This is a genomic window from Stenotrophomonas sp. YJH_SMC_53 (genome assembly GCF_059369995.1).
In genome coordinates this window covers 287,587-302,538 of sequence record NZ_JCAFTF010000004.1, presented here as the reverse complement: position 1 = coordinate 302,538, position 14,952 = coordinate 287,587, and the positions used below count along the sequence as shown (strand labels likewise).

General features: G+C 65.2%; 13 protein-coding genes and 1 tRNA gene. 6 read left to right on the top strand and 8 right to left on the bottom strand.

The window, feature by feature from the left end; all coding sequences use genetic code 11:
• Window positions 1-44 precede the first annotated feature (44 nt).
• A complete protein-coding gene (locus AC5P7X_RS08595) occupies window positions 45-488 on the bottom strand; it encodes a GNAT family N-acetyltransferase (RefSeq protein WP_005415487.1) in 444 nt (147 codons plus the stop codon).
• Between the two features lie 350 nt (window positions 489-838).
• Between AC5P7X_RS08595 and AC5P7X_RS08590 the strand changes: the two genes are divergently transcribed.
• A complete protein-coding gene (locus AC5P7X_RS08590; RefSeq protein ID WP_053500316.1) occupies window positions 839-1,213 on the top strand; it encodes a DUF3592 domain-containing protein in 375 nt (124 codons plus the stop codon).
• Window positions 1,210-1,896, top strand: coding sequence for a hypothetical protein (locus AC5P7X_RS08585; protein WP_495204985.1), 687 nt, complete (start codon window positions 1,210-1,212; stop codon window positions 1,894-1,896). Before AC5P7X_RS08590 ends, AC5P7X_RS08585 begins: the two co-directional genes overlap by 4 nt.
• Window positions 1,897-2,211: 315 nt before the next feature.
• On the opposite strand, the gene AC5P7X_RS08580 is transcribed toward AC5P7X_RS08585, so the two are convergent.
• The 3 genes from AC5P7X_RS08580 to AC5P7X_RS08570 all read right to left on the bottom strand — a co-directional run bounded on the left by AC5P7X_RS08580 (window position 2,212) and on the right by AC5P7X_RS08570 (window position 6,839).
• Window positions 2,212-4,977 carry a zeta toxin family protein gene (locus AC5P7X_RS08580; RefSeq protein WP_495214731.1) on the bottom strand — a complete coding sequence of 922 codons (2,766 nt, stop codon included), beginning with the start codon at window positions 4,975-4,977 and terminating at the stop codon, window positions 2,212-2,214.
• The gene (locus AC5P7X_RS08575) at window positions 4,978-5,286 is read right to left on the bottom strand and encodes a hypothetical protein (protein WP_005415493.1); all 309 of its coding nucleotides are present in this window, start codon (window positions 5,284-5,286) and stop codon (window positions 4,978-4,980) included.
• Between the two features lie 1,460 nt (window positions 5,287-6,746).
• Window positions 6,747-6,839: transfer RNA gene (locus AC5P7X_RS08570), tRNA-Ser, on the bottom strand.
• Between the two features lie 144 nt (window positions 6,840-6,983).
• Here AC5P7X_RS08570 and dnaX point away from each other — a divergent pair.
• The 4 genes from dnaX to AC5P7X_RS08550 all read left to right on the top strand — a co-directional run bounded on the left by dnaX (window position 6,984) and on the right by AC5P7X_RS08550 (window position 10,468).
• Window positions 6,984-9,032, top strand: a complete 2,049-nt coding sequence (dnaX, locus tag AC5P7X_RS08565) for a DNA polymerase III subunit gamma/tau (protein WP_070490119.1) — start codon at window positions 6,984-6,986, stop codon at window positions 9,030-9,032.
• Window positions 9,033-9,038: 6 nt separating this feature from the next.
• Window positions 9,039-9,359 carry a YbaB/EbfC family nucleoid-associated protein gene (locus AC5P7X_RS08560; RefSeq protein ID WP_019659509.1) on the top strand — a complete coding sequence of 107 codons (321 nt, stop codon included), beginning with the start codon at window positions 9,039-9,041 and terminating at the stop codon, window positions 9,357-9,359.
• Between the two features lie 82 nt (window positions 9,360-9,441).
• A complete protein-coding gene (recR, locus tag AC5P7X_RS08555; protein WP_053499586.1) occupies window positions 9,442-10,041 on the top strand; it encodes a recombination mediator RecR in 600 nt (199 codons plus the stop codon).
• Window positions 10,042-10,108: 67 nt separating this feature from the next.
• Window positions 10,109-10,468 carry a histidine triad nucleotide-binding protein gene (locus AC5P7X_RS08550; protein WP_005415497.1) on the top strand — a complete coding sequence of 120 codons (360 nt, stop codon included), beginning with the start codon at window positions 10,109-10,111 and terminating at the stop codon, window positions 10,466-10,468.
• A 76-nt stretch (window positions 10,469-10,544) separates the two neighbouring features.
• Here the strand turns inward: AC5P7X_RS08550 and AC5P7X_RS08545 are convergent, their stop codons facing one another.
• Genes AC5P7X_RS08545 through AC5P7X_RS08530 form a run of 4 tightly spaced genes read right to left on the bottom strand, consistent with a single transcriptional unit; the run spans window position 10,545 to window position 14,911 of the window.
• Window positions 10,545-11,072: a Slp family lipoprotein gene (locus tag AC5P7X_RS08545; RefSeq protein ID WP_049417063.1), complete on the bottom strand. Its 528-nt coding sequence runs from the start codon at window positions 11,070-11,072 to the stop codon at window positions 10,545-10,547.
• Entirely contained in the window at window positions 11,069-13,018 is a 1,950-nt protein-coding gene (locus AC5P7X_RS08540; protein WP_372485560.1) for a transglutaminase TgpA family protein, read from the bottom strand. The genes AC5P7X_RS08545 and AC5P7X_RS08540 overlap by 4 nt, the downstream gene beginning before the upstream one ends.
• Window positions 13,011-13,934 carry a DUF58 domain-containing protein gene (locus AC5P7X_RS08535; protein ID WP_053499582.1) on the bottom strand — a complete coding sequence of 308 codons (924 nt, stop codon included), beginning with the start codon at window positions 13,932-13,934 and terminating at the stop codon, window positions 13,011-13,013. Before AC5P7X_RS08535 ends, AC5P7X_RS08540 begins: the two co-directional genes overlap by 8 nt.
• A 23-nt stretch (window positions 13,935-13,957) precedes the next feature.
• Window positions 13,958-14,911 (bottom strand): AAA family ATPase, encoded by a 954-nt coding sequence (locus tag AC5P7X_RS08530; RefSeq protein WP_005415501.1) that lies wholly within the window; start codon window positions 14,909-14,911, stop codon window positions 13,958-13,960.
• Window positions 14,912-14,952: the final 41 nt, after the last annotated feature.

Sequence of the window (14,952 nt, the reverse complement as noted above, 5' to 3'; positions counted from 1 at the left end):
GCGGTAGATCCACGCCCTTCGTGGATGGCACCGGGGCGGGAGCGCTAGAGCTCCCGCTCCATTTCAACGGCGTCGATCCCGGCGCCATGCCCATCGGGCACGATGCGCGTCACCTGGAAACCCAGGCCGGCATAGAAGCCCTGGGTGTGCTGGCTGGTGCTGAGCGCGATGCGGTCGATCGACGGATCGCTTTCAGCCTGGTGCAGGCGCGCGAGTGCCAGTTCGCGGCCCAGTCCCTGGCGGTGCAGCGCGCGCTGCACCATGCCCCAGCAGAAGCCGGCGCTGCCGTCGCTACGGCGCGAGAGGCCACCACAGGCGACGACGTTTCCATCGCGCTCGATCACCTGGAATGCACAGTCCGTGGCCTGTTCGCGCAGGAAGCATTCAAAGTCGCTGCGCTCTTCGGGCGCGAAGTAGGTGGGTACGTTGCTGTCGAAAATCGACAGGCAGGCGCTGGCATCGGCGGGGCGGTAGAGGCGGAGATTCATGGGAAATGCCATGGAGTTGCCCGGTTGCATTTCAACCGTCCAGACGTTGGGAGGGGGCGAAACGTTCAAGGGTACATGGAGCGACGCCAATCCCTTTACAGGTGACGTCTCCCCACTCGAATGAGCGTGCGGAATGCAGGCGCCTGTACCAGGCGGGTGCGTCGGTGGCGGGCAATGGCGAGGCGCATCCGGTGGCGATGGCGTGCAGTGGGGCGCAGTGGCTTCTGGGCTATGCTTTCCACACGTGGGACTGACCGCGCGGCAGGATCCGCCGGCCCCATTCGTCTTCCCGCCTGCAACGGAGCTGCCCAGCGATGCCCGACCCTTCTTTTTTCCGGACTGCCCAGCTCATGCGCGGTCTGCTGTTTGGCGTGGTGGGTCTGTTGATCCTTGCTGTGGCCACCTTCGAGGTGACACATCGTCTTGAGTTCCTGGAGGTCGCGCAGGCCGTTGATGGCCAGGTCGAGCGCCTGAACGCCGGCGGATCGCATCCGCAGGTCGCGTTCACCACCGCGACCGGCCAACGCGTCTCGTACCCGCAGGGCGGCATGATCTTCGGCTATGAGCCTGGGCAGCCGGTACGCGTGTTGTACGACCCGGCGCAACCGCGGCTGGATCCGGTCCTGGACACGTTCGGTGCGCTGTGGGGAATGACGGTCGTGTGGGTGCTGCTGGGGCTGGCGTTCGTCGGCGCCTGCGTGCGGGGACTGCTCCGGCGCAGATGACCTGCGGCGGATCGCGCGCCGTCGGCGGGCGGGCCGTTGGACCGGCCACGACGGCAGGCCCTGTTCAGTCCGGTAGTACCTGCGACGATTCCCGCCAGCCAAACAAAAAAGCCGCCCACTGGGCGGCTTCTTCATTTATCTGGCGGAGAGAGGGGCCAATTTTTCGATCCAATCAAGATAGCGATGGCACGCTGACCCGCGACATTCAGAAGCTGCGCGCCAACGAGCGGTCGGCGCTCTCGCTGGCTGAGGAATATGAGGCAATGGAGGGTGAGATTGCGGCTGAACTGCCTCGCCTGGAGCTGGAACTGGCCGAGGTTGCGAAAGACTGCCTGAGTGCGAAGAACGCCATTGCAAGTGAAGCTGCCAGCCAGGCCTATGGGCAGTTGCTGGAGCAAGTGGTTGATAGCCTGGCAGTAGCCTTTGCCTTGTTCTCTCTGGCGGAGAATGCGGGCGTGGACAATCGGCAGTCGGCGAGTGCCGAAGAATTGGCCAGCCGGTTCTTTGTCCGCCTCGGCAATGCGGTGCGCTCGCGCATGGACGATGCCACAGTGACCGAGCAGGTTGCGGAGCGCTTGGCATTGCCGCCGATGGATATGAGTGAGGTAGATATGCAGCTGGCGGGCAGTGTTGCCGCACGTATCAGGCGGCGGGTAGCGCTCAATGCAGAGCACACGGCGTAATGGATCCCTACGCTTCAATCAGCCTGAGCGTATTCTTCGCTGACATGCTCTCTCGTTTGCATGCACTGCAAATCGCTCAAAGGTGGCAGTGGGGGCCGCAACCTTCTGCAAGCGATACAGTTGACGGGGCGACAGGGGCATAACGAACCCCCTTGGCATTGAAAGAGGGATGGCCAACCGCCGCTGACGTGATTGATTGGCGGCGGTGTCCATTCCGGCGAGGATGTTATATGGGGAAATGCCTGCGGGCTATACAGGATGCAGTTTGGAACAATGCACTGCCCCCTCATATTCCTCGATGCCAATCAGCCACGACTATCGCCCCATGCTGGCGGCTCTGGCCTGAGTATCCTGCTGATGCTGTTCCTGCAGTTGAGTGACCTGCGATTGCTGTTCCACCTGGCGGCTAGCCACTTCGTATTTCTGCATCGATTCCTCAATCGGGGCTTTCACTGCCTGCTCGGTGGGCATGACCGCACGCAGATGGGCAGGATCGTCCAGCTTTCCCTGGACCACGAACACGTTGTGCGCGGCCGGATGTACTGAGGTGGCATTGCTCAACACCACATGATCCACTCGTGTCAGTCCACTGTTCTTTGCCAATACGAGCAGGCTTGCCGTCATGCGCTCGCTGGTCGCATCGAATTCACGTCCATGCTGTGTGTCCAACTCTGCAACGCCGTCGCGGATCTGCCGATACAGTGGGTCGGCCTGCATTGCAGCCATTGCAGTTGATGGCATTGCCGACTGTAGGGAAGGCGTCGCACTCTCTGCATCGGGCGGGCCTACTGGTTGGTCGAGCGAGGACCGCACGGTCTGTTGCGGGCTATCGTTGCTGATAGGAGAGTCCCGTTCCTGGGCTCGGCGGATGTCCTCAGTCGTGGTCACGGCCGCAATGGTGTAGGTCTTGCCATCGGACGCCAGACGCAGATTGGCAATAGGGCTGGCCATGTTGCAACCGCCATCGGCGTTTCGCTGCACCTGCAGGGCAGTGGTGTCGGGGTCCAGACCTTGAGCGGCCTGTGTGGCCTGGACTGCTGCCGCGCTCGCTGCCAGTTGTTCTGAACCCAGGGCAACCCCGGCGTTAGCGTAGGCGCCCTGCAGCGTGTCGCGCATGCGCTCATCGGCCGTCATCGGCGACGGGCTCTGTGTCGCTTGAGGTGGAGGTAGCGTGGCGGCCACTACGTCGCGGGTGGCATCCAATTCGGCGCGCAGATTGCCGGTGGCAGTGGAATCGTAGATCACTCCTTCGCTGACCCAACGGCCGTCCGCCTGACGCTGATAGCGGTTATCGTCGGAGGCGGTCACCGCATCCAGATCGGTGCGCGCCTGCTGCACAGCTTCGGGTATCGAGCCATAGGATGCCCAGCCATTCTGGGCATACGCTGCTTCGTAGCGCGCCGCAATTGCCGGTCGGCTGTTGGCAGCATTGTGCAGCACGACCTGGGCGGCGGCCTGATCGAGCTCGGCCGCTCGTTCTGGACTGGCCACGTCAATTCGGGTCTCACGCTGGCCAAGTTCATACACGGCAGTGGTCACCTCGCGCTGCCACTGCAGACCATCGGCTGTCCGTGTCCACTGTGCCGGATACCAGCTTTGTGGGTCACTGATATTGGCGGGCTGTGTGAACGGGTCGCGCTGACTGGGCGGGCTGCCCAATACCAATTTCACTGACTCGCTGGTTGCCTGGTAGTTCAGCTGGTTGGCAAGGGCCGGTGGCGCGCGCAGCACGCCACTGGCTGGGTTGTTTACGCCGTCGTTGGTGCTATCCACAGGCGCGGATCGCTGCCAGCCCTGATCGGGATGGTCAGGATTGTAGGTCCAAGTGTTCCCCAGGCTGTCGGCCTGGTTGTAGATTCGGCGGTTGTCCGTCCACTCGGCGATCTTGTCGCCCGCGAACGCGCCCGCTATGCCACCGACGGCCCCTGTGACCAGCAAACCCGGGCCTGACTCGACGCCAGCGACCGCTCCGACCGTCATGCCCAGGCCAGCACCGGCAAAGCCACCAACGCTACGTGCACCGAAGTGGATGAGCCCGGATTCTGCGGCAGTGTCATTGCCTTCACCGCGCAGACGGCTACTGTTGCGCAAAGCCTCACCGGCGTCATAGGCATCCAATGCTAGAGCTGCGATGCCCAGCGCGCTGCCTGCGCGTATACGGGTGGGGCGAACGCGAACCGTGTGATCGATATCGACCATTTCCCGCGCCTGCCGGTCAAGCCCCTCGACCACTTGGGCTTCGCTTCGCTCTGTTAGCAGGTTCTCTCGTGTGGGAGGAGAAACTTTGTCGTTGTGGGGCAGTGTCTGTGGCAAATCACGGTGCCAGGCCTGTTGCTCCTGCCAGCCATCGCGCAGCTGGCGCGTCAGGGCGGGATCTTTCAGTCGGGCTTCGCGCGCCTCTTGCAACGCAGCCCCAGGCAACTTCGGGCTGGTGTGGCTGTCGTAGAACTCCTTGCCTTCACGATTGAAGATGCGAATTTGCACATCGGTGCGTTCGTGCACCAGGTCCAGGCTATTGGGCAACTTCTCGTAGATCGCATCGCGAGCACCGACGGGAACGTAGCGGCCGTAGCCATTGCCGTCTAGACCGCCTGCAAAGCGCTGCTCAACCCCGAGCTCGCTCTCAAGCTTCGCAGAAGCAACGGCGCGCACCTCCACCGCGTAGCCCTTCGATTGCAGGTCCTTGATCAGTTCAGACGACCACTCGCCGTTGCTCAACGTGGTGTCGAAGATCAGGTTCTTCTTGCCCGCAACGGTGGCATCCAACAGCTTGTCAGCCCATGCGCTGGCATCAGAGTGGGTGTACGAGGACCACGTGTAGGGATGGTTTTCCCGGAATTTCTCAATATCGGGATGGTATCCGCGCAGTTCATCAGGGTCGATCTTGATGACATCGTACTGAAGCTCAGTCTCGGCCCTTCCCGCCAAACTACCTTTACCTGCTCCGGGTTGTCCCGCGAGGATGATTGCCTTGGGCTTGGATTGTGAAGAAGCTTGAGCGAATCCGCTGCCAGGAACGACTTTCTCTTCGAACACATGGGAATGTGTTGCTGCGTCAAGACTACCAGCTGGCGCGTTCATTTAAACGCCCTTGTTCGATTCGAAGTAGCCCCAAAGATCATTCATCAATCCGAGCCGCATTCCTCCATTGCCAGAGCGGGCTCGGAACATAAGAAGTTCTTTTGCCTTCGCCTGTTCAATTGCCGCCGGATCGCCACTGGCTTCGGCCGCCTGCAGTTCTTTACGGGCTTCGTCGATGAACGCATCGAGCGCAGCCTCTAATGCCCAAATAGCCTGTTCAGACATGGGCGTGCCCTTGAACGGATTTTGGACGACGCGATTCAAGTCAGCTTGCAGCGTCTCGATATGCTCCGGATAGTCTTTGAGCATGTCCCGAAGTTTTTGCGGTACGGGAGGCGGAGAAGCGTGTCGCATGGCAGGTCCTTCGTGGGGAGGGGGCTTCCGTTCAGTGCAAGAGACTACTCGATTGAGGGCCGAGTATAGGCAACAGTGATCAACTGCTGCCGTGAAGCGGGTCACGTAGGTTGACCGGGCTCGATCCGGTCGTGCCGTACCGCTGATTCGGCGTCGTTCCTACGTGTGGAGATGGTCGCTGGAGCATATCGCCACTGCGGCAGCGACGAGCTGGGCTGTGTCAGCGCCAAGCCGTGGGTGGTCCGGCATGAGCAGCGGTTGCGCGAGGCGTGGTCAGCACCCGCTGCTGGCAGGAAGGTGGGCAGGCGAACAGGCTAGCGAAAGATCAGTGCCCGCCACTATTTGGTCAGAATGCCGGCCAACTGCGGTTGCGGGGCTCGCGGCACCGGGTGCTCGGTCGGGGGCATTGCGCCGCCGCCATGGGGAGGGGCTTTGAGCTTGCTGTAACACCGATAACACCTGTGTTACACCGTGGTCGGGATCGGCGAGGGTGGCGTAACTGTTTGATTTAAATTGTATATTATACTGGTGTAACACCGGCCACACTTGTAACACCGAAAAACATCAATGTCGGAAACTGTTACTGGAATGCGGGTGTCAGTCTGACGACAGAGATGGCTGGAAGGCACTGTGGCACAAGGCATTTCAAGGAAGCTGTTGGCAAATCTGGCAGTGCGATGCTCGCCACACGTTTTCTGTTTCAGACCCTCAATTCATAGCCTTCCTGAAACACTGTCAGTAGTAGAAGTTTTCTTCTTGGACACTGTTGGACGCCTTGTTTTCGCTTCTTCCTGGTTCTGCGAATTTGGCTCCCGTCGGTGGCTGATGCCCCTGCCAGATACCCCTTTGGTGCGGGGTTTCGCAGGTAGTTGGATGCCCCCTCAATGTCATCCATAGCCTTGCTGGGCCTACTCCTGGCCTTTGTGCAGGTGGTGCAGGAAAGGCACCCTATGAAGTGTGCAGGCGTGGCGGGGAGACGAGTGCGCACGTACGCACCGCGCTTGACCGCCTGCGCCCTCCCATCTGCTCAACTGCCTCTCAACCGCTTCTACGGGCCGCTGACGCGCAGCGCGCAGCAGCTCTTGGTGTTGGTCGCTTGCCTGGGCGCTCATGCTGCTACGCGCGCTCAGGACCTTGCGCATGCGGCACCTCATTTCGTTACGGCTGTCAGAGGCGGTGGCGAGGGAGCGGCGTGCTTCGCGATGCACGCAGGTCGGTCATCTGAAACTGCTTGCGTGCACTCTCGCTTCTCCAAGTGCAGCGCTCTTGCTGACTATCTGGATTGCCGTCCCAACGCGCAGGGCGCGCTGCTGATAGGCCAGGAATCAACGGATTGACGAAGTATGGGTCGGGGTATGGGGCCACATACGAACCCAAGAAAAAAGCCCCTGAAATCAGGGGCTTAGTTCGCAACTTGGCGGAGAGAGGGGGATTCGAACCCCCGAAGCGCGGTTTAGACGCTTACACACTTTCCAGGCGTGCTCCTTCAACCACTCGGACACCTCTCCGGATCCCTGCCATCGGCAAACGCCTCAGCAGGGGCGCAGATTCTAGCGGGCGGCGCGGCCGGACACAAGCACCTCTGATCAGAGGCGCATCCAGGGGCATTGTTGGCGAGGGGGCTGGACAGGCATGGCACAATGGAACATCCGATGGAAAACGGTGGCCTGATGTCCTATCTCGTCCTTGCCCGCAAGTGGCGTCCGAAGCGTTTTGCCGAGCTGGTGGGCCAGGAGCATGTGGTCCGTGCGCTCAGCAATGCGCTGGACAGCGGCCGGGTCCACCACGCGTTCCTGTTCACCGGTACCCGTGGCGTGGGCAAGACCACCATCGCGCGCATCTTCGCCAAGTCGCTGAACTGCGAGCAGGGCACCAGCGCCGACCCGTGCGGCCAGTGTGCCGCCTGCCTGGACATCGACGCCGGTCGCTACATCGACCTGCTGGAAATCGACGCCGCGTCCAACACCGGTGTGGACGACGTGCGCGAGGTGATCGAGAACGCGCAGTACATGCCCTCGCGCGGCAAGTACAAGGTCTACCTGATCGACGAAGTGCACATGCTGTCCAAGGCGGCGTTCAACGCACTGCTGAAGACGCTGGAAGAGCCGCCGGAGCACGTGAAGTTCCTGCTGGCCACCACCGACCCGCAGAAGCTGCCGGTCACCGTGCTCAGCCGCTGCCTGCAGTTCAATCTCAAGCGCCTGGACGAAGACCAGATCCAGGGCCAGATGACCCGCATCCTGGCGGCGGAAGAGATCGAGGCCGACGGCAGCGCCATCGTGCAGCTGGCCAAGGCCGCCGATGGCAGCCTGCGTGACGGCCTGTCACTGCTGGACCAGGCGATCGCCTATGCCGGCGGCGCGCTGCGCGAGGACGTGGTGCGCACCATGCTGGGTACCGTGGACCGCACCCAGGTGGCAGCGATGCTGGATGCGCTGGCCGAGGGTGATGGCCCGCGCCTGCTGCAGGTGGTGGCCGCGCTGGCCGAATTCTCGCCGGACTGGAGTGGCGTGCTGGAAGCGCTCGCCGAAGGCCTGCACCGCATCCAGGTGCAGCAGCTGGTGCCGGGTGCCGCCGTGGCGGAAGGCCTGGATGTCGCATCATTCGCCGAGCGCCTGCGCCCGGAAGTGGTGCAGCTCTGGTACCAGATGGCCCTGAATGGTCGACGCGACCTGCCGTTGGCGCCGAGCCCGCGCGCCGGCTTTGAAATGGCCGTGCTGCGCATGCTGGCGTTCCGCCCGGCCGCAGCGGTACCGCCGGTGCCGAAGGCCGTCGACGGTGCTGTGGGTGGCACGCCGGGTGGCAACGCTGCCGGTGGTGGCGCCCATGCCGGAAACCCTGAAGCGACGCCGGCTGCTGCCGTCGCTTCGGCCAGCCCGGCCGTGGCGGCGCAGGTGGCCGCTCCGGCGGCTGCACCGCGCGAACCTGAACCCGAACCTGAGCCGGCACCGCAACCGGAGCCGGATCCGACGCCTGAGCCCGAGCCGGTTCCGGTGGAAGAGCCCGTGTCACCGCCGCCGGTGAAGGCCGAGGCACCGGCGTTTGCCATCGCAGCAGAGGCAAGCGATGAGCTGCCGCCGTGGGCCACCGACGAAGCCGAGGCGCGGGATGGGGCCCTGGCGGCCGAGATGGCCGGCCCGGATGCCGCCATGGTCGCGCCCTGGCATGAACCGCCGGCTCCCGCCGCGGATCCAGTCGAGCCTGCGCCGCCGGAGCGTTCGTTCCGCGCCGAAGGTATTGCCATTGCGCCGGCCGAACCGGCCCCGGCGCATGCCGCCACGCCGCAGGAAGGTGTCAGCGAGCTGGCCACTGCCGAAGACTGGCTGGATCTGGTCGCCAACAGCGGCCTCAGCGGCCCGTCGCGCCAGCTGGCCGCCAATGCCGCCTTCATCAGCTGCCAGCACGGGACCTTGAAACTGGGCCTTTCGCCCGGATTTGAATACCTGCGCTCGGAGCGCGCGCTGGCCGCCCTGGGCGAGATGCTGGAAAAGGCCCTGGGCCAGGCGCCGAAGATCGTGGTCGAGACCGTGGAAACCGAACACGTTCCGGCCGAGACCCTGCATCAGCGTGCCGACCGCCAGCGTGGCGAGCGGCAGCAGGTGGCAGAGGCCGTTTTCATGGACGACCCGGAAGTGCAGGTGCTGATCCAACAGCACGGTGCCCGGGTTGTTTCCGATTCCATCCGTTCTTTTGACGAGTAAGACACTATGCGCGGCAATATCGCCCAACTGATGCAGCAGGCCCAGAAGATGCAGGAAAACCTGCAGAAGGCCCAGGAAGAAATCGCCAGGATCGAAGTGACCGGCAGTGCCGGCGGCGGCATGGTCAGCGTGACCCTGACCGGCGCCAAGGAATGCCGCAAGGTGCGCATCGACCCGTCGCTGACCAGCGACCCGGAGATGCTGGAAGACCTGATCGCCGCCGCCTTCAACGATGCCTCGAACAAGATCGATGCCGAGTCGAAGTCGAAGATGGGTTCGGCCACCGCCGGCATGCAGCTGCCGCCGGGCATGAAGCTGCCGTTCTGATTGCCAGCGTGGCATCCGTGCAAGCGGGTGCCACAGAATCTGTAGCCGTCGAGCTCGCTCGGCGCCATCAAAGCACGCCGCCGTGTCCGCACCCCTGCTTGAACAATTGATCGACGCACTGCGGGTGCTGCCTGGCGTAGGCCAGAAGACGGCGCAGCGCATGGCCTACCACCTGCTCGAGCGCGAGCGCGAAGGCGGCCAGCGCCTGGCCGAAACGCTGGCCTTGGCGGTGGAGCGTATCGGCCACTGCGCGCAGTGCCGCGACTTCAGCGAAACCGAGCTGTGCCCGACCTGTGCCAACAGCAGCCGCGAGCGCAGCCAGCTGTGCGTGGTCGAATCGCCGGCCGATCGTCTCGCGATCGAGAACGCGACGGGTTTTCGCGGTGTCTACTTCGTGCTGCAGGGCCGGCTGTCGCCGCTCGATGGCGTCGGCCCGCGCGAGCTGGGCCTGGAGCAGCTGGAGCAGCGGCTGGCCGAAGGTGAGGTACAGGAGCTGATCATCGCCACCAGTGCCACCGTCGAAGGCGAAGCCACCGCGCATTACCTTGCGCAGCTGGCGCGCGCGCGCAAGGTGCGGCCCAGCCGGCTGGCACAGGGCCTGCCGCTTGGCGGCGAGCTTGAATACGTTGACCGCGGCACGCTGTCGCACGCGTTCGGGACGCGCAGCGAATTCCGTGATTGAGCACCACCCGGGCATCGCCCGGCGCGGCCGGCCTACAATGCGGAAGACACTCCCGCCGAGGCCGACCATGAGCAACGAAACCCTCTTCAGCAAGATCATCCGTCGCGAGATCCCGGCCACCATCGTCTATGAGGACGACGAGGTGCTGGGCTTCAAGGACATCGCACCGCAGGCGCCGGTGCACGTACTGTTCATTCCGAAGAACGAGATCATCCCGACCCTGGACGACCTGCAGCCGTCGCAGGCGCACCTGGTCGGCAAGCTGGCCCTGGCCGCTGCCGAATACGCGCGCCGCGAGGGTTTCGCGCAGGACGGCTACCGCATCGTGATGAACTGCCGCGAGCACGCCGGGCAGACCGTGTTCCACATCCACATGCACCTGCTGGCCGGCGCGCCGCTGGGGCATTTCGGTACGCCGGGGCGTTGAAGCCCTGTCCACGCATGCGTGGATGAAAAAGGCCGCCCGAAGGCGGCCTTTTCCGATCATGCGGGCTGGGTGGCGATCACCACCAGCCCCAACGGCCGTAGCCACCCCAGTACGGGCCCCACGGACCCGGGCCCCACGGGCCATAGGGGTAGGGCACCACATCGACCTGGCGCTGTTCCGGCCACAGGTAGATCACATCGGCCGACAGCTTCGGCAGGCGGTAGTCGTAGTCCCCGATGCGGGTGTTCTGGTAGCCGTCGATCTTGCCGATGAAGGTCACGTCACGGCCGGGTTCAAACACGGCCGGGTCGTAGAAACCGGCGCGGCAGGCAATGAAGCGGCCGTCGCTGGCGTCGGACGAGGTGGTGTTCGGGCGGCCACTGGCGTTGAGCGGGCGCGAGATCATCTGGAAGCAGGTCTCGCCCTGGCCGGGCTTGGTCTCGATGATGCGGCCGCCCCATCGGACCGGCGTACCGACCTGCTGGGTGGCGACCGAGTCGCGCGGGGAAACCAGGCTGAACTGTCCCTGCAGCGGCTTGGGGGCCGTGGCGCAGGCCGACAGGGCCAGCGTGGCCACAGCGGTGAGGAGGAACTTGGTGTTCATGGGGAGGCTCCGGAAGTCGGGCGATGCCTGCGCAGGTCCCGCAATAATGAAGCGAGGTCGGTGCAAGTTCCAGCGTAGCGCGCGTCGGCGAAACGCTGGCTGAGTGCGAGCAGGGCCGGATCGGGGCGCTGGGCATGTACCCGCCGTGACCAGTCGCGTGCGGTTTCGTGGGGGGCGCGGGCCAGGCCAAGGCGCGCATAACGCCGCCCGAGCCGGTGCCAGGCACGCAGCAGCGGGTCGCGCTCGCGCTCGCCGCGGGCCAGCAACCAGGCCATCCACGCCAGTGCCAGCAGGGCGGCGACCACGAAGCCGGTCACCAGCTGCGCCGGCCCGAGGTCATCCAGCCCGAACGGCTTGAGCAGTTGCTGCTGGCGGCGTGCATCGAAGGACAGCACCAGGTCGTTCCAGCCGCGCCGCAGCCAGTCACCCATCTGCCCCAGCTGCAGCCAGCGCTGTTGCAGCGGGGTATCGGTGCCGGCCTGCAGGCGGTCGTCCAGGGTGTCCAGGATGCGTTCGGGTGCCACGGCGGCAGTCGGGTCGACCCGCACCCAGCCGCGTTGCGGCAGCCAGACTTCGGCCCAGGCGTGGGCATCCATGCGACGCACCACCCAGTAGTCGCCGATGCGGTTGCGGGTACCGCCTGCGAAGCCGGTCACCACCCGGGCCGGAATGCCGGCGTTGCGCATCAGCACTACGAAGGCCGAGCTGAAGTGCTGGCAGAAGCCGGCCTTGTAGTTGAACAGGAAATCGTCGACCGGATCGCGCCCCGCCACCGGTGTATCCAGCGTGTAGGAGAAGTCGCGGGTGATCCATTGCAGCGCACGGCGGACGATGGCCTCGTCATCGCTGCCTGCCTCCTGCCGCCATTGCCGCGCGAGCTGGGCGGTGCGCGGATTGAAGCCGGACGGAAGCTGCAGCGCCGCGCGGCGCAGGTAGGGCGACAGATCGGTGTCGAACCGTTGCGGCGGCGCCGAATGCAACCGCCAGCGGCTGAGCGCGGACAGCGTGCGGTCGCTGCGCAGGCTCATGTCGGCATCGAAGCTGCTGCCCTCCGGTGCGCGGCTGGGCAGGTCCAGTGCCACCAGCAGGCGACGGTCGGTGGGCTCGTAGTCGATCTGGTAGTCCCAACCCTGTGCGGCGGTTTCGACCACCGGTGCGGGGCGTCCGGCCGTCGCGCGATCGCGGCTCCAGCGGTGGCCGTCGAACGACGTCAGCACCGGGCCGCGCCAATAGCGCTGCGCAGGCTCGGGCACCGCGCCGAAAAACTGCACGCGCAACGCCGGGGTGTCGTCGGCCATCAGGTCCAGCCACTGGTCCGGCGCCATGCTGTCAGCCAGGCCCGGTGTGCCCACCGCTCGCTCGGGTACGCCCCACAGCGGCGTGGACAAGCGCGGGAACAGCCAGAAGCAGGCCAGCGCGAGTGGCAGGCCGATCCCCAGCAGGCGGCCGACACCACGCAGTTGTCCGCGCAGCGGCAGTCGAGGGCTGTGGCCCTCGTCCAGGGCCAGGCGTTGCAGGGCCAGCAGTGCGGCAACTGCGGCCAGCGCTGCCAGCCCGGTGGTCAACGGCCCCTGGTCGAGCAGGAAGGCGGCGAACGGCGAGAACAACGCGAAGCCCAGCAGGCTGCGCGCATCGCGCAGGTTGCGCAGTTCGCTGGACTTGATCGCCAGCATCGCCGCCAGCAATGCGCAGCCGGTATCGCGGCCCGGCCGCACCATGCCCATCTGCCAGACGATGGTGGCAAGCATGGCCAGCACCAGCACCAGGCGAACCGGCATCGGCAGCACCCGCCGCCACGAAAGCGCAGCGGTCAGTACCGCAGTGATCGCGATCACGCTGGCCAGTACCGGTGGCAGCTGCAGCAGCAGTGGCAGCAACGCCAGCGCTGCGCTGGCCAGGGTCCAGCTGCGGGCGTTGCGGTCGAGCAGGACGGCAGGCTCAGTCATGGGGCATCAATGCCAGTGCGCGCAGGCATAGGTGGTGGTGGCTGGCGCCCTGGCCGGGCCCCAACGGCGGATGGGCCGGAAGCAGCAGCGTATAGCGACGGCCTTCGCGCTCGGCCATGTCGACCCAGCGTGCCAGCCGCGCGATGCGCGCTTCATGGCCCAGCGCCGCCAGCGTGCGCCAGTCCAGCACCACTTCGATGCCGATCGGCTTCTCGTATTCGCGTACCAGCAGGCTGTCGCGGCGCGCCGAGTGTTTCCAGGCAATGCTGCGCGGGGCATCGCCGGCACGATAGGGGCGCAACTGGTGCAGCTCATCGCCACTGGCATGGGCGCGGGTGTGCAGTGGGTCGTTGCCACGTTCCGGAAGCGGCGGTGCCAGTGCCTCGGCAAGTGGATAGACCAGCAGCGGCTGCTCCGGCCACACCCACGACCATGCCCGCACCAGTCCCAGCGGCTGCGTGCTCGACAGGCGGATGCGGGGCAGTTCCAGCCAGCCGCGCCGCTCGCTGGGAACATCCAGCTCCACTTCGCCGCGACCGTGTGCAGGCAGTGCAACCCAGGCCTCGCTTGCGCCCAGCTGCAGGTGCAGCCCGTGGCGCGCGCGCGGGTCACGCAACGAAAGGTCCACGCGCAGGCGCAGGGGATGCCCGGCCGGTACCGGTTCGGCGGAGATTGCATCGATCTGTATGCCGGACAGCTGCAGGTGCGCGGCGATGGCGCTGGCGATCGCTGCCGCGGCCAGCAGCAGCGCAAGCAGCAGGGCCGGGTTGTTGTTGTAGTTCAATGCGCCCAGCAGCATCGCCGACAGCAGGGTGGCGACGAACAGGCCAAAGCGGGTTGGTAGTACATAGATGCGATGGCGGTCCAGTCGCTGCGGCAGGGCTTCGGGCCTGCGGGGGCGTGCCAGCAGCTGCATGCGTGCCCAGCGTGTGGCCACCTTCAGTCCACCGCGACGGTCTGCAGGATCGCCCGCGCAAGCGCCGGCCCGGAGCTGGATTCGGCTTCGGCCACCAGGCGATGGCCGGCCACCGCCACGAACAGGGTCTGCACGTCTTCGGGCACCACATGCCCGCGGCCGAGCAGCAGCGCATGTGCCCTGGCGGCACGCAGCAGGGCCAGTCCCGCGCGCGGTGACAGGCCTACGCGCACGCCGGCATGGTGGCGGCTGCGGGTCAGCAGCGCCTGCACATAGTCGATCAACGCGTCGCTGGCATGCACCTGGTCAACCGCTTCACGCAATGCACGCACCTGGGTGTCGTCCAGCTTTGGCAGCGCGCGTGCGATCAGGTCGCGGCGATCAGTGCCGCGCAGCAGCTCGCGCTCGGCCTGCGCGCTGGGGTAGCCCATCGCCAGGCGCAGCAGGAAACGATCCAGCTGCGAATCCGGCAACGGGAAGGTACCGGACAGGTCGACCGGGTTCTGCGTGGCGATCACGAAGAACGGGTCGGGCAGTGGATGTGTCTGTCCATCCAGTGTGACCTGTTGCTCGGCCATCGCTTCCAGCAGCGCACTCTGTGTCCGCGGCGGTGCACGATTGATCTCATCGGCCAGCAGCACGTGGGTGAACACCGGGCCGGGATGGAACTGGAACTGGCGGCTGCCGGCCTCGTACACCGAAACGCCAAGTACATCGGCCGGCAGCAGGTCAGAGGTGAACTGCACGCGCTGGAAGCTGAGGCCGAGGCTGCTGGCCAATGCGTGCGCCAACGTGGTCTTGCCCAGCCCGGGCAGATCCTCGATGAGCAGGTGGCCGCCAGAAAGCAGGGCGACAAAGGCCAGCCTGACTTCCGGCACCTTGCCCAGCACCAGTGCGTTCACCTGATCCTGTGCCTCCCGCAGGGCCTGGCGCAGTTGATCGGTTAGCATGCTGGGATTGGGGGACGAGGCTGGCATGATCGTCTCAGGTCTGGAATCCACTCGATTATCCATAGAGC

Coding starts and splice junctions, on each gene's coding strand:
- AC5P7X_RS08595 (WP_005415487.1), bottom strand. CDS start 488: ATGAATCTCCGCCTCTACCGCCCCGCCGATGCCAGCGCCTGCCTGTCG.
- AC5P7X_RS08590 (WP_053500316.1), top strand. CDS start 839: ATGCGCGGTCTGCTGTTTGGCGTGGTGGGTCTGTTGATCCTTGCTGTG.
- AC5P7X_RS08585 (WP_495204985.1), top strand. CDS start 1,210: ATGACCTGCGGCGGATCGCGCGCCGTCGGCGGGCGGGCCGTTGGACCG.
- AC5P7X_RS08580 (WP_495214731.1), bottom strand. CDS start 4,977: ATGAACGCGCCAGCTGGTAGTCTTGACGCAGCAACACATTCCCATGTG.
- AC5P7X_RS08575 (WP_005415493.1), bottom strand. CDS start 5,286: ATGCTCAAAGACTATCCGGAGCATATCGAGACGCTGCAAGCTGACTTG.
- dnaX (WP_070490119.1), top strand. CDS start 6,984: ATGGAAAACGGTGGCCTGATGTCCTATCTCGTCCTTGCCCGCAAGTGG.
- AC5P7X_RS08560 (WP_019659509.1), top strand. CDS start 9,039: ATGCGCGGCAATATCGCCCAACTGATGCAGCAGGCCCAGAAGATGCAG.
- AC5P7X_RS08550 (WP_005415497.1), top strand. CDS start 10,109: ATGAGCAACGAAACCCTCTTCAGCAAGATCATCCGTCGCGAGATCCCG.
- AC5P7X_RS08545 (WP_049417063.1), bottom strand. CDS start 11,072: ATGAACACCAAGTTCCTCCTCACCGCTGTGGCCACGCTGGCCCTGTCG.
- AC5P7X_RS08540 (WP_372485560.1), bottom strand. CDS start 13,018: ATGACTGAGCCTGCCGTCCTGCTCGACCGCAACGCCCGCAGCTGGACC.
- AC5P7X_RS08535 (WP_053499582.1), bottom strand. CDS start 13,934: ATGCAGCTGCTGGCACGCCCCCGCAGGCCCGAAGCCCTGCCGCAGCGA.
- AC5P7X_RS08530 (WP_005415501.1), bottom strand. CDS start 14,911: ATGCCAGCCTCGTCCCCCAATCCCAGCATGCTAACCGATCAACTGCGC.